At 34.9% G+C, this 20,397-nt stretch carries 18 protein-coding genes; 4 read left to right on the forward strand and 14 right to left on the reverse strand.

All coding sequences use genetic code 11. The features are described from left to right. Positions 1 to 183: 183 nt before the first annotated feature. Entirely contained in the window at positions 184 to 579 is a 396-nt protein-coding gene (locus VK159_RS19030; protein WP_324231757.1) for a DoxX family protein, read from the forward strand. Between the two features lie 113 nt (positions 580 to 692). On the opposite strand, the gene VK159_RS19035 is transcribed toward VK159_RS19030, so the two are convergent. Both VK159_RS19035 and VK159_RS19040 read right to left on the reverse strand, forming a co-directional pair. Continuing rightward, positions 693 to 2,093, reverse strand: coding sequence for a DUF4932 domain-containing protein (locus VK159_RS19035; protein WP_324231758.1), 1,401 nt, complete (start codon positions 2,091 to 2,093; stop codon positions 693 to 695). 294 nt (positions 2,094 to 2,387) lie between these two features. Continuing rightward, positions 2,388 to 4,868: a T9SS type A sorting domain-containing protein gene (locus tag VK159_RS19040; protein WP_324231759.1), complete on the reverse strand. Its 2,481-nt coding sequence runs from the start codon at positions 4,866 to 4,868 to the stop codon at positions 2,388 to 2,390. Positions 4,869 to 5,006: 138 nt separating this feature from the next. On the opposite strand from VK159_RS19040, the gene VK159_RS19045 reads away from it, so the two are divergent. Beyond that, positions 5,007 to 5,687 carry a beta-sandwich domain-containing protein gene (locus VK159_RS19045; protein ID WP_324231760.1) on the forward strand — a complete coding sequence of 227 codons (681 nt, stop codon included), beginning with the start codon at positions 5,007 to 5,009 and terminating at the stop codon, positions 5,685 to 5,687. A gap of 93 nt (positions 5,688 to 5,780) precedes the next feature. Continuing rightward, positions 5,781 to 6,581 carry an alpha/beta hydrolase gene (locus VK159_RS19050; protein WP_324231761.1) on the forward strand — a complete coding sequence of 267 codons (801 nt, stop codon included), beginning with the start codon at positions 5,781 to 5,783 and terminating at the stop codon, positions 6,579 to 6,581. Between the two features lie 682 nt (positions 6,582 to 7,263). On the opposite strand, the gene VK159_RS19055 is transcribed toward VK159_RS19050, so the two are convergent. From VK159_RS19055 to VK159_RS19085, 7 genes are all read right to left on the reverse strand, one after another. Continuing rightward, positions 7,264 to 8,607, reverse strand: a complete 1,344-nt coding sequence (locus VK159_RS19055) for a serine hydrolase (protein ID WP_324231762.1) — start codon at positions 8,605 to 8,607, stop codon at positions 7,264 to 7,266. 150 nt (positions 8,608 to 8,757) lie between these two features. Next, the gene (locus VK159_RS19060; protein WP_324231763.1) at positions 8,758 to 9,324 is read right to left on the reverse strand and encodes a DUF7010 family protein; all 567 of its coding nucleotides are present in this window, start codon (positions 9,322 to 9,324) and stop codon (positions 8,758 to 8,760) included. A 58-nt stretch (positions 9,325 to 9,382) separates the two neighbouring features. Continuing rightward, on the reverse strand, positions 9,383 to 9,967 hold the full coding sequence (locus VK159_RS19065; RefSeq protein ID WP_324231764.1) for a Crp/Fnr family transcriptional regulator: 585 nt from the start codon (positions 9,965 to 9,967) through the stop codon (positions 9,383 to 9,385). 128 nt (positions 9,968 to 10,095) lie between these two features. Then, entirely contained in the window at positions 10,096 to 11,007 is a 912-nt protein-coding gene (bla, locus tag VK159_RS19070) for a class A beta-lactamase, subclass A2 (protein ID WP_324231765.1), read from the reverse strand. A gap of 496 nt (positions 11,008 to 11,503) precedes the next feature. Next, positions 11,504 to 12,187: a LytTR family DNA-binding domain-containing protein gene (locus VK159_RS19075; protein ID WP_324231766.1), complete on the reverse strand. Its 684-nt coding sequence runs from the start codon at positions 12,185 to 12,187 to the stop codon at positions 11,504 to 11,506. Next, positions 12,174 to 13,229, reverse strand: a complete 1,056-nt coding sequence (locus tag VK159_RS19080; RefSeq protein ID WP_324231767.1) for a sensor histidine kinase — start codon at positions 13,227 to 13,229, stop codon at positions 12,174 to 12,176. The genes VK159_RS19075 and VK159_RS19080 overlap by 14 nt, the downstream gene beginning before the upstream one ends. A 237-nt stretch (positions 13,230 to 13,466) precedes the next feature. After that, positions 13,467 to 15,272 (reverse strand): alkaline phosphatase family protein, encoded by a 1,806-nt coding sequence (locus tag VK159_RS19085; protein ID WP_324231768.1) that lies wholly within the window; start codon positions 15,270 to 15,272, stop codon positions 13,467 to 13,469. On the opposite strand from VK159_RS19085, the gene VK159_RS19090 reads away from it, so the two are divergent. After that, the gene (locus VK159_RS19090) at positions 15,206 to 15,406 is read left to right on the forward strand and encodes a hypothetical protein (protein ID WP_324231774.1); all 201 of its coding nucleotides are present in this window, start codon (positions 15,206 to 15,208) and stop codon (positions 15,404 to 15,406) included. The genes VK159_RS19085 and VK159_RS19090 overlap by 67 nt on opposite strands. A gap of 81 nt (positions 15,407 to 15,487) precedes the next feature. Here the strand turns inward: VK159_RS19090 and VK159_RS19095 are convergent, their stop codons facing one another. The 5 genes from VK159_RS19095 to VK159_RS19115 all read right to left on the reverse strand — a co-directional run bounded on the left by VK159_RS19095 (position 15,488) and on the right by VK159_RS19115 (position 19,920). Further along, positions 15,488 to 16,363 carry a helix-turn-helix transcriptional regulator gene (locus tag VK159_RS19095; protein ID WP_324231769.1) on the reverse strand — a complete coding sequence of 292 codons (876 nt, stop codon included), beginning with the start codon at positions 16,361 to 16,363 and terminating at the stop codon, positions 15,488 to 15,490. Between the two features lie 251 nt (positions 16,364 to 16,614). Then, positions 16,615 to 17,247, reverse strand: a complete 633-nt coding sequence (locus tag VK159_RS19100) for a hypothetical protein (RefSeq protein WP_324231770.1) — start codon at positions 17,245 to 17,247, stop codon at positions 16,615 to 16,617. Continuing rightward, positions 17,244 to 18,404, reverse strand: coding sequence for a TlpA disulfide reductase family protein (locus VK159_RS19105; RefSeq protein WP_324231771.1), 1,161 nt, complete (start codon positions 18,402 to 18,404; stop codon positions 17,244 to 17,246). Before VK159_RS19105 ends, VK159_RS19100 begins: the two co-directional genes overlap by 4 nt. 49 nt (positions 18,405 to 18,453) lie before the next feature. Continuing rightward, positions 18,454 to 19,110 (reverse strand): hypothetical protein, encoded by a 657-nt coding sequence (locus VK159_RS19110; RefSeq protein WP_324231772.1) that lies wholly within the window; start codon positions 19,108 to 19,110, stop codon positions 18,454 to 18,456. A gap of 30 nt (positions 19,111 to 19,140) precedes the next feature. Beyond that, on the reverse strand, positions 19,141 to 19,920 hold the full coding sequence (locus tag VK159_RS19115; protein ID WP_324231773.1) for a hypothetical protein: 780 nt from the start codon (positions 19,918 to 19,920) through the stop codon (positions 19,141 to 19,143). Between the last annotated feature and the right edge of the window lie 477 nt (positions 19,921 to 20,397).

Genomic DNA, 20,397 nt, shown 5'->3' on the forward strand with positions numbered 1-20,397 from the left:
AGCTGCTTTTTGAGATGGCCCTCATCTGAAGCATGGCTAAAATAAATTGGTGACAAAACCAGAATTACCGAAATATAATTTAACAAAATGAAAGGAGACTAGTAGAATTAGTTACCATAGGATAATCTTTTTGTGAGACATTAAAATGACTTTTACAACTTATTAATTAATCGTTTATCAACTATGCTTCTTCCAAAGATCAGTCTGAAAAACAAACAAAGTCTTTTCAGGACACTTACTGTTTTAATCAGTGCTTTTTTCATCTTGAGTGGCTATCTTGAAATTACCAAACATCCGGCAACTTACCCTAAAACACTAAGCATGGGTTATCCTCCCTATTTTATTACAACGCTCGGGATAGCCAAAATAACAGGAGCAATCTTGTTTGTAATTCCGGCATTACGCAGGTTAAGAGAATGGATATTTGCCGCATTTACAATTGACGTGATTTTTGCGTTTATTTCAGGGTATGTGATACAGAGTTATGCAGATTGTATAAAAGCGGCTGTAGCATTTATCTTTATCATGTGTACCTATGGATTGTATAATACAATTGAAAAAAGAGTAATTAGCAGTTAATTACAATTTTGATTGCTTTACATAAGCCGATAAAAAAACTTCATACTACTCGATAAATTATAGCTATTCTATCAACCTTGCGTGTTCAAATCCTATTTTTATGTTCGGTTTTTCTATTTTGTTTTAAAATTGATTTCATAAGTTTTTATAGGCACACCATTTGCAGATTTAAATCCGTAGTTTGTTGCCACAAATTGATACACTTTATTTGGCTGGAGCTTCACTTTAAGTTTAATACATCTCTTATCTTCGGAAAATTCAACATTTATGACTTCTGGCAAGAAATTTTCACCTTTCGGTCCTTTGTCAAAAGAATATCCGTCCCTCATTTCTCTGTCAAAATGAATTGTAATGGTACTTATTTCAGAGCTTACTTCCTGGCTACCATTAGTAAATTCCGATATAGAAATTATTTTTGGCCGTCTTTTTTCAAATTCAATTAAATAAAAATCTAGATTTTTTGCATAACTATCATAAGCTTTTATGATATTAGGCATATAACTTTCTAACGTTGAATAAAGGTTTCTCTGCTTGTCGTATTTTTCGAGTTCTGCCACCAATTCTTCAATCCAAAAAAAGGCTCGATTTAACTGTATATCCGTTTCATTTTTAATTTCTTCGGCAGTAAACTGATGATCTTTCATGTATTTAATAACCGCAGCTCTCACTAATGCTTCGTTTAGCATTGTTTCCCAATTTCCGTAGGCTTGATTACGCATTTCATTTTCTACGGATTGATAGATTCTTCTACCACTCTTAGTGAAAGGATCTGGATTTTTTTCCAATAAATAATTAATGAAAGAGTGATTAAACTCGTGAAGCAGAAAAGGGAAATAATTGCCAAGTGTATATTTAGCCATCCCCAAACTATCGGTTTCCCAAGTTCCCATAATAGCATAAACTTCTCTTTTACCATTTGGTAAATTAATTGACGGTCCAAAATTCCCATCACCGTTTCCAAGTGCGTTTATTATAATAAATTTTTCTGTTGGCTCTTTACCATAAAAAGATGTATACCAGCTTATATCTAAGTGCTTGTATACAGTCTGAAAATTATCCCCGACCTCTTTGTATAGGCTTTGGTTTTGCTTGAAAAATATTTCACTCTTACTTTCTTTATAGAATTTATTAAGGAGTTTCACAAATTGATATGCATTTTCTTTTCCCCATCTTGCATCAGGTATTTTGTCAGTAAATTCAATTAAGGGATTAAACTTGTAATCAAGATGAATTGCCATACTCATTACAGCATCATAACCAACACCATTATCTTTACGTAACTTTTTGACAAAAGCAATTAACTCGTGGTTTTTGTATGGCTTATAATAAGCCTGAATTTTATCTGTATAAAATTTGAACTTTTCGGAACTATATTCCGTGCTTTCTGCAAGTCGAAATACAATACTTAAAAGCTCTATTCGTTCATCTACTTTTGGATTTTCTAATTGAGTAAAATTTTGTCCAAAACTACAAATCGTAAAAAAACTGAAAAATGAAGCAGTTAATACTTTCATATAATACTCTGATTTTATGGATGCATTGTTACCCTTAAACTGATATTTATTAGCTCTACACTTGAATTACAATTCTGCACGACAAAGTATACATGTCTAGTGAAGGAAGTTATGTATCCCGGTATATGTATAAAGCTTAAATATCTCCCAATTACAATCGCCAAACAACTAGGTATGCAGTTTAGCCAAATTGCCAAAAATAATATTTCGCCTCATCTAACACACACCGCCTTTGTTATGCTATCTTATCATTTTTGTTTACGATAAAATACTTTGGGCCAACGTGGTAATACATTATTGCTTAATAAATCTTTTTGATTCACCGTTTTGGAAACGAATGAAATAGATACCCGGCCTCAAAACATCAATAGCAACAACTGTATTACGGTCTTTAAGCAGTATTTTTTGATGAATTTTGCCTGACAGATCAATTAGACTGACCCATGTATTGATTAATGACGGTTCATAAATCTGTATCGTGAGCTGACGTTTTGCTACGGTAGGATAAATTGAACTTACCCGGGAAACAGTTGAAGTGGGTGATGTCACAATCTTACTGTAACGCCATGTTCCGTCTTTATCTACCATTTTAAGCCTGTAATACTTTGTGCCTGGCAGCATATTGCAGTCTGAATAATTATAGTTACTACTGCCTGAGCCCGCAGCTGAAATCACTGCCCTAGCAGTAAACCTGTTGCCATCAACAGAACTCTCCACTTCAAAATAGTCAGTATTGATTTCATCTTTGGTTATCCACTCCAGTCTATTGCAATCCCCTGTCTTTTTTACGTTCAGATCCACCAGCGTTAGCGGGAGCGTTGATGATGTAGAGGTTATAAAGAAACCACTGAAGCCATTTACATCAAAACTAACTTCCCATCGTTGTGCCGGCCCATTCCATATGATTTCTGTATCAATCGGATTAATTGTTGTTACTGATCCTGAATAACTGGCAGGAAGACCTGTTCCATCATTGCTGCTACCCGATCTTTTTTCAATGATCAGATTGGCTTTACCGGCAGCATCAGATGGTCCTGTAGGTAAATCGATTGCACTCACAGCATTAAAATCATTAAAATCTTGTTGCGTAAAATAAAGGGTAACTTTTCCGGTGGCTGTTGAAGCATTATTTGCCGGCGTCATTTCGTAATGACGTTTGACATATGTAGAAGGCTGTGTGCTTTCGATCCACACCTTCGTTGTTACTGTACCTGCAACAGTGTACGGAGCTCCTGCCCGTAAAGAAGCGATCAGGTTGATACAATTAGAGAAATTATTAAGACCAGTATTGGTAATAGCTAATTGTACAGTCGTTTGTGAAACTGAAAGTACATTCGTTATACCAATTCCGTTTTCATGACCACCTTCATAAGCCCCTATGTCAAGTACAGAAGTTCTTGACAATCCAAGGAAGTCAGTAAGTGGAGTGGCCCCAGTTCCAGTTCCTGTAGCCGGTGAACTGCATTGCAAACGTAGTCCATCATCAGCCGTGCCCCAGATATTATCGGCACCATCACCATCATTATAATTTACAAACAAAGGATTTCCGTTTAAAACATTACTTGTAACTGTATTTGTAACACTTAAGGGCGAACCGGACGCATCCCGTATGATACAATTAGTAAAAGTTGGCCAATACTGCGATCTGTTATCCTGGCTGAAAATTTCATTACGTCCTGCAACACTACTGTTAGTGGGATTATTATTCCAGAAAATACAGTTTCTGTATAATGCATCTGCAAAACCTGAAAAAGCAGTGCCGGCAAAACTGGAAGTATTATTGGCAAACGTGCAATTAATAAATGACGATGTATTGAACTCAGCCCCTCCAAATGCAACTGCAGCTCCATTCATGGCGCTGTTATTATAAAAAATACAATTGGTTAATGTGTGCGTACCACTGGTCACATTTAAAGCGCCTCCACGTGAACCATCTATGAAACCGAAGCCGCTGGTATTGTTCGCAAAAATGCATCTTGTAAATGTACAATTACCTCCAACTAGAATCATTCCTGCGCCAAAGCCACCAAAGCTGTTACCACCTACCAGAAAAGAATTACCATCAATTAAACAATCAGTAAAGGAGGAATTACAAATTTCATTTACCATACCTGCACCCCATGTGTCATCATCCTGGTTTGTACAATCTGAACTATTTTGTTTTATTGTAAGATTGTTAAACCCCGTTGATGCATTTGAATTATAAATACCCCCACCCTTAAACCGCTCAATCACTCTTGTACCTACTGTAATTCTTGACAATGACGGTGCGGTTGCATATCCCTTTGTAATGATAAAGCCGTCCAACAAGGAAGCACTTGTAAGATTTACACTTAAGACAACATGATATGCATTATCGGTAAGTGTATTGAGGACACCCAAATCACCGCTGAGTGTAGTGATATTCAATTTCCAGTTTCGTTGACTTAACTGCGTTTCAGTACCTGCAAAACCACCGTATAACTTTACCCCTTCTTTTAATGTGAATGATTTATCACGATTATCTGCAGGACTTGTATTATTGAACGGATCATGTGTAGGTAAATAGGTACCTGCTTTTACCCAAACCTGATCACCGGTAGACGCTTCAATGATGGCCGCTTGTAAATCCTTTTTGGCAGTAGCCCAACTTGTCCCGGCACCTGAATTATCTGTCCGGGATGCATCTACATATCGAATGGTTTGGGAATATATACTATTGAAACAAATCAGACATACAACTACCGGCAATAAAATAAGCTTCTCAAAACGTGATGATAAAGTTACATTTTTCATAATTCGCAATTGACTAATTGAAGAATGCAAGAATAGAGCAAAGGCATATAAAATAAATTACCCTATGTTAAATTAATCATGCAGCAGTGAGACTAATATTGCTGAAACTTTTTTATCACACGTTTCACAAATAACACTATGAAAGAAAAAATCAATGTTTTCCGAATTAACCAACAGGCAGCAAATCGAATTCACGAGGTATTTAATAAAGTTCCCCATCCAAACCAATTTATATTTTACGTTGTAACCCTGATGCTGTTTATATATGCCTGTAACCCTGTAAAAAATGCAGACAGAAAAGCTTCGAGAAATGAAATCAAATCAATTTTCCCTACACAGTCTTTCGATTCGCTCGCAGCCAAAAAGATGCTGGCGTACGGAAAAGCAACAATTAAAGGTGTTGTTTATAAAAAGACAAATAAACTTGCCATTGTAAATGCAAAAAGATATGGATATAAAGTAACGGTAACATTGTATCCTGCTACGCCATACTTTATGGAATACTATAACTTACGACAGGAAAAAGAGAGCAAAAGGACAAAAGTTTATATATCTGATGAAGCTTACAGGTATCGGATAGAAGTAAAGACGGATGAATACGGCCGGTTTACATTTGATAAAATAAAGCCTGGCAAATATTTTCTTCAGGCGATAATGACCACTACCAATTACTACACACAGGATGTTGAAGTGGGATCAAATTCCTACGGCACACGTTTTTACGAAAAGCAAAGGCAGTATGAATCAAAAACGCATCGGCTGGAAAAATTTGTAGAAATAAAAAATGAAAAAGAAGAAGTTGAAATAGTATTGAAATAGAACAAAACATTTTCAATACCTCAACTATTTATTCCAATTGCAATTTTAATAAATAGTTACATGATTAATAAATATTCCTAATCAAAAGGTTCGATGTATAAACTTATTAAAAAACCATTTTTTGGACGCTTTATGGTCAAATGGGTGAACCCTTTGACACCTGAACAACAAAAGGAATGGAGTCCTGTACAAACGAAAAGTAAATCAGGTGCTATTATCCATGCCCTTTTTGCAAAGGCATTGACGGATAAGGCAAAAGCCACTATTGTACTAGGACATCCAATGGGAAAAGAAGCAAAAGGTTATTTTCTTAAAAATGGTTATACCGACCTGTTGCGAGAAAACGGCTACAATACTTTGGTTTTTGACATCAACGGTTTTGGAGAAAGTACACACGGAAACTTTTCATACTTTGAAGATATTGTTGCTATTGGTATTGAGGCTTCAAAATTGACACCGAAAATTCCCATTGGTTATTTTGGCATTTCACTCGGCGGACAATGGGCTACAATTGCTTTTGCAGACAAAGAACATAAATACGACTTTACAATTATTGAAAGTGCTGCGACAAGTTTAGATGAATTTTGGATTAATTTTCCATTAGCGTATAAAACATTGAAAATATTAAATTTCTTTCTACCGAAATATAAAAAGAAAATCAAAATGAAAGAACGAATAAAAGAAGCTCGACGTTTAAAATCTTTACTTCTAATTTATTCAGACAATGACGATTGGACACCTATAAGTATGGGGAAAACATTTAAAGAAAATAGTCCGGTTCCGACTGAATTATGGACAGTTAAAAATGCAAAGCATGCCACAATGATGAAGTCAGAACACAGAGCAGAATATAAAAAAAAGATAATCAGTTATTTCAACAGCCAGACAGCATGACATGAATAACAGTCCGCAACTTTGGCACTACCAATAGCGGGGCTTGACATTGGTGCAATCAACGGCTGTAACTCAGCTATGATCCGGTTCCGGGCGAACTAATATAAAATTCTCCATCATCCGTAATAAATATACCTTTATTGGCAAATGTCACGGAGCAGATAAAAACAAACAATAAACTATAAAAATAAAATATGACTTGGTGGATTCTATTAGGGGTTGGAATTACTTTCTTAACACTTATTCTAGCTGGAGCTATTAAAAAGAAAAAATGACGCCTTGAATTGAAATAATAAGCAAAAGAAATCACCCTGGAAAAACTAACAATGAGTTTGCTTGACTATCATGTAAGAAAACTTTGGGAGGAATTTAAAAAATGAATTAGTCAAGACTTAATCTACCCATTGACCCATTGATCAGAGTAAGATTAAAGCAAAACATCCGCAAAGCAATGGTCTATGTGAACGCTTCCACCGAACCATCCATCTTGGAAGAGTTTTTCCTAGAACAGTTTTGATCAAGTCCGTATAATCTATTTTTCATTTTGCGTATTAACCTTTTAATTTCACCAAAACATTTACCGTTAACAGAAGTTTGATAAAAAAGCTTACTTAAAGCTTGACAAATTTCTAAACCCCGCTTTTAATCTCCGCCTTTGGTAATACTTTGTTAGCAGAGAGTTTTATTTAATTTTGTCGCCAATTTTTGTTGATAAACCCTGTCTGATTTTAAGTTGAAATGAAGTATTTTTTTGAGGAACGAATTCAATTTCCATATCTTCATCTTTAATAAAAAAGACTGTTTCCTTTTCTGCGGAAAGCTTCATTTTTGTTTCGTTATTAATTTGCAGAAACAAAAGACTATTTTCAAGACTAATAGTTGCTATATAATTTTCCGATATTTCATACCTGCCAACATATGATGATAGTATTTCTTGCTTTACTGGCACTTCCAGCTTTGGTTTGGGCAGAATATATGGCATGTTTGTTAAAATCTTATAAATAGAATTACCAATACGTTCTAAAGAAGTTGAAGTAATATTATTTAGCAGGATTATACAAATGTCATTTTGATGATTCATCAAATAGTAGCTTGTGAATCCATCAATATTACCCCCATGATTGATAACTAAGTCTTTGCCAATTGAATCAATATACCAGCCCAAACCATATCCATTCAAAAACGGAGTAACAGCGCTCTCATAAACTTCTCTTGACACAATTCTATAAGATTTCAAACCACTATAGAATTTCAATAGATCTCCTGTTGTACTGTATAACGCACCAGAAGAGAATATGGCATATGGATTCCATAATTTAGACTCTATTTGCCTTGTCTTAGATAAATATGAATAACCAGTTACTTTTCTCTTTTTATCATTTAATGCTCTATAATCAAACCCAGAATTTTGCATTTTTAGAGGCTCAAAAATGTATTTTTTAAGACACTCTTGATATGTTAATCCTGAAAGTTTTTCAATAACAGCACCCAATAAATCATAACCTGAATTCGAATAACTAAACTTACTTCCGGGTGTGAAGCTCAATGGCTTATTGCAAAAAAAACTAATTCTTTCTTCATTTGTAAGCTGTTTACTTGCAGTTAATAGTTCAAAATAATTAGGATCTTGTAATGCTTCATAAATTCCTGACGTGTGTGTCAGCAAATGTTTAATTGTTATTTCACTTCCTTTCGGATAATTGATAATAAATTTGCTCAGAGGCTCATTGATGGAAATTTTCTTTTCATCAAATATTTTAAGAATCAATAATGCCGTAAATGGCTTGGTAAGAGATCCAATCTGAAATATACTTTTCGAAGTAATTAATCTTTTATTGGTTACGTCGCCGTATCCATAACTTTTATTAAAAACAACCTTTCCATTTTTTGTAACTAAAACAGTTCCATTAAATTTATTCAAACTAATATATGCCTTTATTAAGCTATCAATTTTTGAGCTATAAGACTGAGCGAAAACTATATAGTTGAAAAATAAAAGGGATACAATTAAGAAAGTTTTTTTCATTTGTTTAATTACTTATTGGTTTAATTATTTCTGGAGTTTCGGCAATATTTCATACCAACATTTTTTCTTTTTAAAGTTGCAAATATTTAAACTGTAACTTGCAAATAGCGAGCTTTACTGGTTTGGCAGAAAATATGCGTACGGCTAATTTTAGTATTCATTGATTTCAGCTTTTAATTGCGATTTTCGATAGATAAAATACATAATAACACCAAAAACAATTTCGATAAGTGCACCCGTTAATAATGAACCGGATGATTGTACTTTAAACCGAAACAACAGATAAGCTGAAAAGCCTAATGTAGCTCCTAAAATCCAAAATAATTTATTGCCAAAAACGGTTGCAAATGTCAAATACCTACCACCAATTATTAAAAGCATAGCCTGGAAAAACCACTCAGTATTTTGAAAGGACAGTCCATATGCCATTGGGATACACATGATCATCCAGATTGTACCTTCTAATGCTAAATTCTTCAAAGGATTGTTAACGGCAGGCCCTTTTAACCCTATTGCTATTCCCAGAAGTTTCGAAACAGGATTTATTAGTACTCCGCCAATTAAAAGCGTCCAAATAGCTTGTGAGGATGAATAACTATACGAAATTATAGTTGATATTAACCAAATACTTCCAGAGGTTACTACACCTAAAGAGCCAAAAGCATAGCCATTGTACATATCTGATTGAGCTTTATCCAGAGTTGAAATGTTATCCATTTTTTGAGATTAGATTCAATTGAATAAAAAATTCTTAATTATGATTTTATATCACTAATTAATGATTTGTAAGTATTTGTTTTCTTATTCTACTCAGGCTTTGCGTCTGAATACCAAGATAAGAGGCAATGTATTTTTGCGGAGTACGACTGATAATATCGGGTTTTTTTGCTAACAGCTCAATGTATCTTTCTGTAGCTGTTTTTGTAATCATTTCAATTTGCTGAATTTGTTTTTGAACAAAAAGTGTTTCCAGTGTAAAACGGCAGATTTTATCTCCATAACTAGAATGGAGGATCAGATTGTTGAAATTAGATTTTGAAATCCTGAATAGTTCAGTTGATTCAAAAGTCAGCACCTCAAGTAATGTTGGTTTTTGCAAGAAGAAAGACATAAAATCACCAAACAACTCTCCTTCGTAACAAAGGTCAGTACACACAAACTTGTTGTTATCCCAAAGCAAAACAGCACCACTTCCCTTTAAAATCAGATATAAATACTTTTCTGTAGTATTGGTTGTTTTAACAGTTTCGTCTTTTTTTGTGAAGACAATATCACCGAGATTGGTAAATAATTTCCACTCTTCGATGGGAACATTTACGTATGGATCAAAAGCTCGTTTTACTATTTCTTCGATTTGCATATTCAAACATTTAGCCAATCTTATACTGACAAATCATAAGAAAACAATTGAATATCACCCATGTTAATAGCAGGGATCAATTATTTTTTCTAGATAAATTAGATTACAACTCCTTATTAAAAGCCATTCTAATTACCGGTTGATGTATAAAAATCATATGTGGCCTTGGCGATGTCCGCAATAATTTTTTCGTTTGTATCAAAATCCTCTTTTGAGTCTGTCACAAATACACTGATAATAAAGTATTCGCCATTTGGCAGAAAAACAATTCCTATATTATTAACAGCAGCAGTAATTCCTGTCTCCTTGTTTGTCCCTGACCATCCAGTCTTGTGAGCAACAATGGTTTCCGCTGGCAACTGCCCTTTAATTCTATTTTTTCCGGTGGATGTTTCTTTGTTGACCTTCCAGAAAAAATCATAACTGCTTTTTGAGAGTAAATTATTTTTATTCTCATAGAATAACTTAAGGGTTTCAGTTGCAGCTATTGGAGTAGTCCAATTTTGAAACATGTTCTCCCACTTGGCCTGCATTTCCTTTTCATCGAACGTAATTTGTATCTCATTGATGCCAGACTTTTTGATATACTCTTCAACGGTTTTTGGTGTTCCGATTAGCCGAATCAAAATATCGCAGGCTGTATTATCGCTGTGGGAAACAGAATATTGAATTAATTGCCCAATAGTAAAGCTTCCGCCATCAGGATTGTCGTCCCGAAGTGGACTCCAAAAATCCTCGGGCAAAAGTTGATCTTTACTAATCTCAATTTTTTGGTCTATTGAAAGCTTACCTTTATCAATTTCCGACAGCACTGCTAACGCTATATGGAATTTAAAAACACTTTGCATGGGAAAGCGTCGGTTCCCGTTTATAGAAATTGTATCCTTGCCTTTACTATCAATAATTGAAACACCAACAATTGCCTTCTTACTGGATACTATATTTTCAACTCTGGTTCTCAACACCTCCGTATTTCTACTTGTACCATTGCAACCAATAACAGAAATGGCCAAAGCCACTATTGTGAAAATTTTTATCATACTTATTTATTTTTATATAAACTTATTCAAGCTTTTTTCAATAATTAATTAGAAGATTGAGAAGTATATTTGAAATCCGCTAATCACTTTAAAAGATAGAAAATTTAAGAATATTTGCAGGCATATAAAGTAATTAGTACCTGAAAAAAGGTATGACTACTTTTCTTATTTACTAATTTTTTAAGAACTCTAAATTCTTTCAGTCAAACTTCACTTTTGCTCTGCCCTTATCTCAAAACAAAGTTCTGGATTAACTATGTATATAAGAGTTTGTGTGTACATTTTGTTGGCAAGGTTCATTCTTTTATTGACCATAATCGTTATTTGGTAGCCACAATTTTTAAGATCACAAATTAACCTTGTAGTGTATCGATTAATAATATAATACCGAAACTGTACAGACAGATGCTTCCAAACGCATTAGTTTGGAAGATAAATTATCAGTAGATTATGATTTTCGAATCAAAAATGTACCTGAACTAGAAGTTTACAAAAATTACATTATAAATTCCTTTTTGTAATTTTTCCCAATCGGTATTTTTATTCCATTGATTTCAACATTTTCTTTTGAAAAAGAATTTACTTTATCTACAGCAATAATAAATGAGCGGTGTATGCGTCTGAATCTTTCAGGCGGCAACAGTTCTTCAAGTTCGGCTGTGCCTATTTTCGATAAGTATTCATCTTTATGTGTAACTATCATTACATATTCTCTTTTACTTTCCACATACAAAATATCATTCAGTAATATTTTTACTTTTCGCCTGTTAACATTAAGGTAAATGGCCTGATCCTGATTTTTTTTAAAACTATCGTTTGCGCTAATAAGCTTAATCGCTTTATTAACTGCCGAAGAAAAACGTTTATTTGAAATTGGCTTCATTAAATAGTCAGCAACATTCAGCTCAAAACTCTCAAGAGCATATTGATGATAAGCGGTAGTAATAATTACAACCGGAGGATTTAAAAGTGATTTTAAAAAGTCAACTCCCTTTACTTTCGGCAAATGAATATCAAGAAACATTAAACTGACATTCTCTGCTTGTAAAAAAGATTTTGCAGAAATCGCATCTTTAAATACTTCCACTAATTCAAGAATTGGTTCTTGCGAAATATAATCTTTTAAAATTCTAACCGCGAGCGGTTCATCTTCAACTATTATACACTTAATTTTTTGCATAGCTAGCAAGATTAATAGCAATGGATACAACAAAGGAATCAGTATTTCTGTTTACATTAATATGATAGTCTGTAAATAAAAGAGATAACTGTCGCCGAAGGTTTGTTAAACCAATATTTTCTTTCACTCGTTCTGAGCCATAATTATTAGCTATGGAGTTGTTGACAGTAAATGTAAGGAGTTCATTTTTAACTTTAAGAACTATCAGAATAAATGGGTTAGAAATTGACTCTGAAGCGCCATGTTTAAATGCGTTTTCAATTAAATGTATTAATAGTAACGGCGGAATTTTCTGCTGTTGATTATCAATCGATTTTTCAAAACTAACTTTTAATGTTTCATCGTATCGCATTTTTTCAAGTTCAATATAGTCTTCAATTATTTCAATTTCTTTATCAATTGAAATAATTTCAACTTGCGTTTCATACAGCATATACCTGAGAATATCTGATAGCCTTAAAACTGTATCTGCAGTTATATTAGACTTTTCCCTAGCCAAAGCATAGATACTGTTAAGTGTATTAAATAAAAAATGAGGATTAGTTTGTGACTTGAGGAAATTAAGCTCAGATATTTTTTTCTCCAACAGCAATTGCTGATTTTTATTTTTTAATTTCAGGTATCGGAGCAGCAGCTTAATTGCAACAAAATAAAATATATTATAAAACTGATAAACGGCAGCCCTCATCCGATAGCTAATATCAATTCTTGCCCCATCCTCTTTAGGATATGTATTAAGACGCATCCCAAGCTTAAGCCAATTAATATAACCAATAGAAAGCAATAAGATAATAAATACAATCGTACAGAAAATCCAAATATATTTTTGTTTTCTTTTAGGAATAAAATCAAAAAAAATATGAAAAGTAAACATACTAACAAACACCCCGAATAAGTTCATCCAGGTCCTGTTAATATAGGATGTTAAAAACTTTTCAGCATTCAAATCAAAAAAAGCAAAAACTGCAGGTGCCCAGATTACTATCAGTGACAAACCGATGCAAATGCTTTCCACAAAATCATTTCTTAAAAACTTCTTCATTATTTTGAAGTTAAACCTGAAAGTTATTAAAATCTTATATTTCAAATGATTATTGTGTCATCTAAAAAGGAAACATCTACTAAAGTCAGTATTACATCAATGAAAGGATAGAAAAAGCAGCAAATTCTAAAGAAAAAAGCCCCAGAAACTTAATTTATTTGCCCAAAATAATACTACAGAACAAATTTAGACTTGTTTAAAGGGTACATGATTTAGTTTTAAACAATTCAAATGTTTTTAAAAAACACTTTTTGCTTCAGCATTCTTTGGAGGATTAATTCCCAACAAAGTAGAAACAGTGGCTGCAATTTGCAGTGAAAACATTTTTTTTATCTTTTTCCTGGGGACATCCGGTCCTATTGCATAAAAAATGGATTGCCCTTCACGCACGGTTGCTAAACAACCATGAACCCCTCTTCCTGTTTCGTTCATTGTTCCGTTTAAAAGGAAGTTTTTTGTTGCATGATTTTGATTGGCAAACATTGCAGTATCAAATGAATTCTGAACAAGAAAGTTGACACCTGTAAGATACCTGTCAGAAATTGAATAACCAGGTCTGCAGCTCACAAACAAATCTCCTGAATGATCTTTATGATACAAGCCATAGTTTTTTTGTTGCATTTGGTCTGCAACCAATTCAAAGACTCGTTCTCCTGTAAGTGAATCTTTAAACGATAGTAAGTTTTGCTTGAGCCGTTGTAAGTATTCAAGATAACTATCTGTCTTAATTTTTTCTCTGTTAATGTAGATATGGGCAGATGTTCCGCTCGAAACACTTGTCAATTCCTGTTTAGATACGGCAAATCCCATCTGTTCAAAATAATTCTGTAAGAGTAAGCAACTGTGAACAGGTATCATACCATGGTCAGAAAAAATAACAAAGTTGGTTACTGCTGGTGCTGTATTCATTATGTCAAGCAAATACGCATCTATCATCTGAAACCGTTTCTCAATGTATCCGGCATATCGGGCTATTCGGTTGCCATTTTCTGCGTTATAATCTAACTGATGTGGATTGATCAGTGTATACCGATGCTGTACGTCATCCACCGTAGAAAAGTATCCAAACAATAAATCCCAATTCCCTTCTTTCATGCCGGTAATAATTAAATCTCTCGAATATTTTGCCAGCCTGTCAACCTGTTCAAACCAGATTTCTTCCGATATCAACCCAGTTGTTTGCTTTCTGTTTTCGGGTTCACCCGGCCACAAGCCACAAGCTGACTGCAATTTTTGAAGAAAACCAGATGGATACCCAAATACTTCAGCGGGAGCTGTCATAAAAAGAAGATAGCTACCTGAAACTGCATCAGCTTTAAAAATCCGGAACGAAGTATTGTATTGCTTTCCATTTTTTTCAACTGCCATACCTGTCCAGGTCTCGGGCACAACCGATGCTGCATAACCGTTTTGCAAATCGCTATCTGTATCAATAATAATCTGAGTAAGCGGCTCTAATATGTTTGCATTATTATGCATTGAGTCTGTTACATAGATAAATAGTGGCAGTTGAAAACTTTGATTGATTTGAAAAACTGCCGGTAATGTAATTGAACCCGACGTTGTAAGTTTTGTGTATACTTTGCCGTTAATATCGGTCTTTACTGTATCAGTTCGAATCATATCCAAAACCAGGGAAGGGCCGGATACAACAGGATACATGTGCAGATAATCTGTCCTTCTATTTTCGCTTGTATTATCAAGGCCAACCCCTCCGATTGCCATAACTTTTTTCCCTTGCTTCATTGCTGACTCAAAGATCGTTTCGGCTTCAATGGGATGACGAAAAGAAGATAAAGCAGGACTACCCCAGCTTTGATCCGACTTACGGAATGTATTGCCCACCATTCCTGTTGTACCAGGTGAAGCACCGGTAAATACGGACACATGAGAAGGTCCGGTTGAAGCAACATTTACCGGCAAAAGCGTCTCCGCATATGCGCCATTTTTTTTCATTCTGGCAAACGCACCGTTTGATGGCAATACTCCATTGCTTAAAAATTTATCAATCAAATAATCAGGGGCCCCGTCAATGGAAATCATTACCACTTTCGGCTGTGTTGATTGCGCATTTGAATAACCGTTGCAAAGCAGGACCAATGCAGGTGCAGAACGAAAAAAACATCGATAAAAAAACATATACATGGAAAACAGAAAACAACAGGATTGCGGCTTAATGGACAGAAAAATCATAGTTTCTTTACCTAATTAGTATTTGATTCAAAACTAATAAGTGTGAGAAACACAATACATACCAATCAGAAAACAGAACTACCATTTTGATAAGCCACTCTAAAATCCGTTGGCGAAAGACCAGCACTTCTCTTGAAGTACCTGGTTAAATGATGTGCCTCCGAAAAATCAAGTAATCCGGCTATTTCCTTTATCGAAAAATTACTGTAGAGCAAATGAGATTTTATCTCAAAAATCAAAAACTCATTTATCATCTCAGAAACTGCTATTCCAAATTGAGCTTTAACACAACGATTCAGTGTTACTCTGCTTACTTGCAGACGTCGGGCATAATAGTCAACGTTTCTACTTTTGGTTATTTCGTTTTGTAAAAGCTGTTTGAACTTAAACGCAATAAAGTTAGTTTCGGTTTCTGCAGAAAGCTGATAGTTGTCGGAATATTCCCGGTTTAATTTTATAAGGATGAAATACAATAATGACCGGATGATATGCTCGCTGTCAGATCTTAATTCTTTTATTTCAGCAATCAGTTCTTCAAATATGACACGTAGTTGTAACCAAAAAACATTATCTACCTTAATAAACAAAGGTTTGGTTTTGTTAAAAAAGAATTGTAGCCTGTAGGAAAAAAGTTTATCTGAAAAAAACTTTGAAAGAAAGCCGTCCTGAAAAAATAAAAAATGGCAGTTTATCTCAGATTTATTGACAAACCATTTCCGTCGTTGAAATGGAGAAATAAAAACTACTGTATTGTCGGAAATCTCAATTTTTTGCTGATCAAGCTCCAGTATTCCATTACCAGTTGTAAAAAAAACGATTTCAAAAAAATCTGTATTATGCAACTCGCTTTCAAAAAAGTAGTTAGGGATACTTGTGTTTGTACCGATGTCCATTAGCAGTTCTGCCCCGTATTTATTTTTTGAAAACTGAAATAATTTCATTTACGAATCAGCTTTATTTGTTTCAATCCTATATTCAAAGTACATAAATTAAAATTACCGATTTGATCCACTTCTCAATCCAGCAAACGAGAAATCTACTGTTATAACAATGAATGAGCATAGGTACCAAACCTCACCCTTGTATTGTCAGAACGCAAATTACTCATGAGTTTTTTAGAATATTCAAACGTTGGGCATCAAATATTCATATCAAATTAAGAAAGAAGTAACTGCAGTTTACAACCTCTGAATTACTTTTTCGCTAAAGACCTGTTAATGATGTAAACAAAGAAGCCAGTTATTGTAATGAATACAGAACCAAGGAACCAGAACAGAAAATCATATGAATTATTCAGTACACGATACAAAGCAGTAAACAACAGTAGGACGGTTCCTGTAAATGCCCAAATGCGGTTTTGCAGAACAGTTGAAGCATCAATATTTTCAACGTTTGGTTGTATATTAAAGAACAGCTTTAGTTTATTCCAATCCCATGCTAGCAATAGAAGGTTAGCCAGTAACATCGCACCGGTAATAACCGGCGTAAAACCAAAATCGTAAGACAAAGTGATCATAAAAATATTTACTATTACCGCAAAGTAAACCACTGCACCTAACAACGAAAACACCTGTGTCATTAACAATGCACCAGCCAGGAATTGGCACAAACCAAGAAACTTCCAATACAGATCTGACTGGTACATTGTTTCGAAATAATGTAACGATGTATTAATTGGAGCTAATTCTCCACTACTACTTGTAAACCTTAGCCCTTTCATTTTAATAATACTGGCAAAAACGAAAGCTGCCCCGAGTAAATAACGGGTATAAATGACCATTAGCTGAATCATGAAAAGGCTTCGTATATTTTTCAATCGTTTCATTCTGTTAATTTCTGATCAAATAACTTTTTTAGTTTTCGTTCAAGCGAGTTACCCCGCAGGTTTTTCGCAATAATTTTCCCTTCCGGATCAATCAGAAAATTATCGGGTATACCATACACCCCGTACATTAAAGCGGGGATGTTATCAGACCCTTTTAAATCACTGAGGTTTGGCCATTTCAGAGAATCTTTAGCGATGGCATTGATCCATTGCTGTTTATTAACATCCAGAGAAACAGCTACAATTTCAAACCCTTTTTGTTTGTATTGCTCGTATAGTTGAACCAGCGCCGGATTCTCTTTTCGGCAAGGGCCACACCAGGATGCCCAGAATTCAAGAAGTATGTATTTACCTTGAAACGAAGATAGTTTTACAGGCTTTCCTTCCACATTCATCTGTACAAAATCAACATAGTTTTTTCCAACAGCAATATCTTTATGATAGGTAATGTATTTTTTTACAAAATCCCCATACTTCGTTTTTTGATTTTCAGGCGACAGTTTCGAATACAAAGTTCTGGAAAGAGGCACCCCCCACTCAATACAATTCATCCGTAAAATATAAGCACTAATTGCGGACCGGCGGTTCTGTTCGATAAACCTGATGTTTATTTGTTTTAATTCCTCAACCAGACGATTGGTTTTGAGCAACATCAAAGAATCCGTATCTCCAAAGTGGCGACGCAGACTATCAATTTCAATAACCAATGAATCTGTACTTCGCAAGTATGCTTCATGTACCTGTTGCGATTTTGATCCGCTGAGCAAAGCGTTTTTAAAATTTCCTTTCACTGCACTAAAGATGACATTTGTATCGTCCATCCAGAAACTCTTGTAGTTATCATATGAACCAGTGGCGATGGTAAATAGTCGGGATTTCTCTTTGAATGATTTGGGAACATTTAGCTGAAACTGACCGTTCAGGATCCTAGACGAATCAATGGTATTTCCTGTAACCCACTCATACAGGTAAAGCCAGGTGCTATCTTCAAAACCATGTGCAAAGCCAGTGACCAGTTGCGTCGTTTTTATTGCTGGCTTTACAGACAGATTATTTTTTACCTGTGCAAACCCAACTGCATTATGCAGCAGGAAAATTAGTAAATAGCAATATTTGAACGTATCAACCAAATAGGGAAACTGTTTTTTCTTATACATAGCCGTTAATTGTAATCTTAAATTTTCATACAGTCTTTCATTGAATGCATCAACGGGTTCTGTTATTGACTATATCGATAAACCTGAAATCGCCTCCACTGTTGTTGCCAACAAAAAGACCGATTTTACCATTCTGACTTGATGTTAAACGTTTTATCTGTAAGGAAGGACGGCTCTCATTATTAATAAAAGCAGTTACGCTGGTATCATTGATTTTGATCCGCATCCGAAACCAATCATCAGGGTTGGGGGGACTCAGGATTTCATTTTCAAACTGACCGTTGTATTGCTCCCGCAACAGCATCCAGGTATAACGGGGATGTGCGATGTATTGAATGGAATGAACCCGTTTCACTGAATCGGTCGAAAGAAAATTAAAGGGCCGGCAATACACAGCTTCGAAAGTGGAATCATTTTTTCCGCCAAATGCAAGCCCGATAAAACTTTGTTGCGGTACATTTTTACCCCGCATTTCGACTATAATCGTGCCGTTCCGAAAGTTTTTCAAAGGCAGCCAAAAAATACCTTCCCCTTTTCCCTGCGACAGGCTGATGTATGGATCACCATCTGTCTTTTTAATTGAAATAGTCCGATTATGTACGGGCTGTTCTCCTAGTTTTCCAAGGTCTGCGAGTATTATTCTTTTCTGCCCGGCAACCGACAGCGAACAGAGTGTCAATAAAATAAAATAGAAAAATGATTTCATATAATTTTTAGTGAGATGTAATTTAATAATCTAATTACTAAAGGGTAACTTAATCTTATACCTTGCACTCTCCTTTCCAAACTCCTGTTCCAGTTTCAATACCTCTTTTGTTTTTTTACTGATCCAAAAAACTTCTTTGTTGCCTTTTGATTCATGGGTCAGCAACCAGCAATCAACTTTTCGATTATCATACCCCGACAGCACAGCGGATCCGGTTACAGTATAGGCTACTTCCATAAGCGGGGTGCTGATTCCCGGATCATAAAAAGGGATTAAAAAGGTTACACCTTTTCTGTAAAGAAGTGCTGGAAAAACTTCAAGGTCTAAATTCCAGTTTAAGGAATACCTGCCCTGCGCTGACTGAAAAGCTTTATACATCGTTTTCAGGTTTTTTAAAGTATCAGCTGCAGTCACAGCTGTACCATTAAACATGAATACATTCGCTGTAAAATTAACTTCTGTAGTTCCCCTCCCTTTCCACCAGCTTTTATGCGACAGGGGTTGCATGGTAAGAGCATCACAAACTGATGTAGTGTTATGAACAATCGTATCCTTGTCTTCCCATTCTTGCTTAATGACAAGCACCTGCTTCCCGTTCTCCACGGTCTTCTCGATCGTTCTTGTCCAGAATTGCGTCATGGTCCGGGCAGCATTCTTGCTCATTCTGAAATATACCAGATACCGATGCGTGCCGGTAATCAAAACAGAGGTATTAACTTTTGATGCGTCAACCCGTATGGTATCATTTGATTGTGAGAAACATAAAAAAGAAGACACTACAAAGAAAAGAGACATTACTTTTTTTTTCATAGATATCGTTTTCTTTTACTTTAAAAATGTTGTTATGTAAAAAGTTTACCCAAATGTTCAGCAACCTGATCATACAGTTGCATCTGCCTATTTCAATCCGAAAATAAGTCTGTCTTCTGATCAGAAAATTATCCTATGTTAATTTCACCTTCGAAAATGATAAGCGGCAAGGCACCTGAAGAAGATCATCACTAGCTCTAATACTTGCATTCTTCCATTCACTTTTATGCCCTGTCGCCTGTCGGGCATACTTGCATAATTGCAAGAACCAATGAAGGGATAAAATTTTTTGATGTTATTTACGTGCAGGTGCTATACCCGTTGACTGGCTGATGAATTTGGTTCCTTTACCGGAGGTATACAGCCGTAGAATCTGGCGTATTGTAAACATCTCAATTGTTTTGTTAGACATGAAAAGTGGTACTTGATGAACCAAGAACCTCTTGTTTTTATGCTACAAAAACAACTAATCTTTTT

The organism is Lacibacter sp., from assembly GCF_035299325.1.
GTDB lineage: Bacteria > Bacteroidota > Bacteroidia > Chitinophagales > Chitinophagaceae > Lacibacter.

What these genes read in the sequence shown, in the direction of transcription:
- VK159_RS19115 (WP_324231773.1), bottom strand. Translation starts at nt 19,920, where the DNA reads ATGAAAAAAAAAGTAATGTCTCTTTTCTTTGTAGTGTCTTCTTTTTTA.
- VK159_RS19095 (WP_324231769.1), bottom strand. Translation starts at nt 16,363, where the DNA reads ATGAAATTATTTCAGTTTTCAAAAAATAAATACGGGGCAGAACTGCTA.
- VK159_RS19060 (WP_324231763.1), bottom strand. Translation starts at nt 9,324, where the DNA reads ATGGATAACATTTCAACTCTGGATAAAGCTCAATCAGATATGTACAAT.
- VK159_RS19080 (WP_324231767.1), bottom strand. Translation starts at nt 13,229, where the DNA reads ATGAAGAAGTTTTTAAGAAATGATTTTGTGGAAAGCATTTGCATCGGT.
- VK159_RS19110 (WP_324231772.1), bottom strand. Translation starts at nt 19,110, where the DNA reads ATGAAATCATTTTTCTATTTTATTTTATTGACACTCTGTTCGCTGTCG.
- VK159_RS19075 (WP_324231766.1), bottom strand. Translation starts at nt 12,187, where the DNA reads ATGCAAAAAATTAAGTGTATAATAGTTGAAGATGAACCGCTCGCGGTT.
- VK159_RS19055 (WP_324231762.1), bottom strand. Translation starts at nt 8,607, where the DNA reads ATGAAAAAAACTTTCTTAATTGTATCCCTTTTATTTTTCAACTATATA.
- VK159_RS19065 (WP_324231764.1), bottom strand. Translation starts at nt 9,967, where the DNA reads ATGCAAATCGAAGAAATAGTAAAACGAGCTTTTGATCCATACGTAAAT.
- VK159_RS19030 (WP_324231757.1), top strand. Translation starts at nt 184, where the DNA reads ATGCTTCTTCCAAAGATCAGTCTGAAAAACAAACAAAGTCTTTTCAGG.
- VK159_RS19040 (WP_324231759.1), bottom strand. Translation starts at nt 4,868, where the DNA reads ATGAAAAATGTAACTTTATCATCACGTTTTGAGAAGCTTATTTTATTG.
- VK159_RS19090 (WP_324231774.1), top strand. Translation starts at nt 15,206, where the DNA reads ATGGCAATACTCCATTGCTTAAAAATTTATCAATCAAATAATCAGGGG.
- bla (WP_324231765.1), bottom strand. Translation starts at nt 11,007, where the DNA reads ATGATAAAAATTTTCACAATAGTGGCTTTGGCCATTTCTGTTATTGGT.
- VK159_RS19045 (WP_324231760.1), top strand. Translation starts at nt 5,007, where the DNA reads ATGAAAGAAAAAATCAATGTTTTCCGAATTAACCAACAGGCAGCAAAT.
- VK159_RS19100 (WP_324231770.1), bottom strand. Translation starts at nt 17,247, where the DNA reads ATGAAACGATTGAAAAATATACGAAGCCTTTTCATGATTCAGCTAATG.
- VK159_RS19105 (WP_324231771.1), bottom strand. Translation starts at nt 18,404, where the DNA reads ATGTATAAGAAAAAACAGTTTCCCTATTTGGTTGATACGTTCAAATAT.
- VK159_RS19085 (WP_324231768.1), bottom strand. Translation starts at nt 15,272, where the DNA reads ATGATTTCCATTGACGGGGCCCCTGATTATTTGATTGATAAATTTTTA.
- VK159_RS19035 (WP_324231758.1), bottom strand. Translation starts at nt 2,093, where the DNA reads ATGAAAGTATTAACTGCTTCATTTTTCAGTTTTTTTACGATTTGTAGT.
- VK159_RS19050 (WP_324231761.1), top strand. Translation starts at nt 5,781, where the DNA reads ATGTATAAACTTATTAAAAAACCATTTTTTGGACGCTTTATGGTCAAA.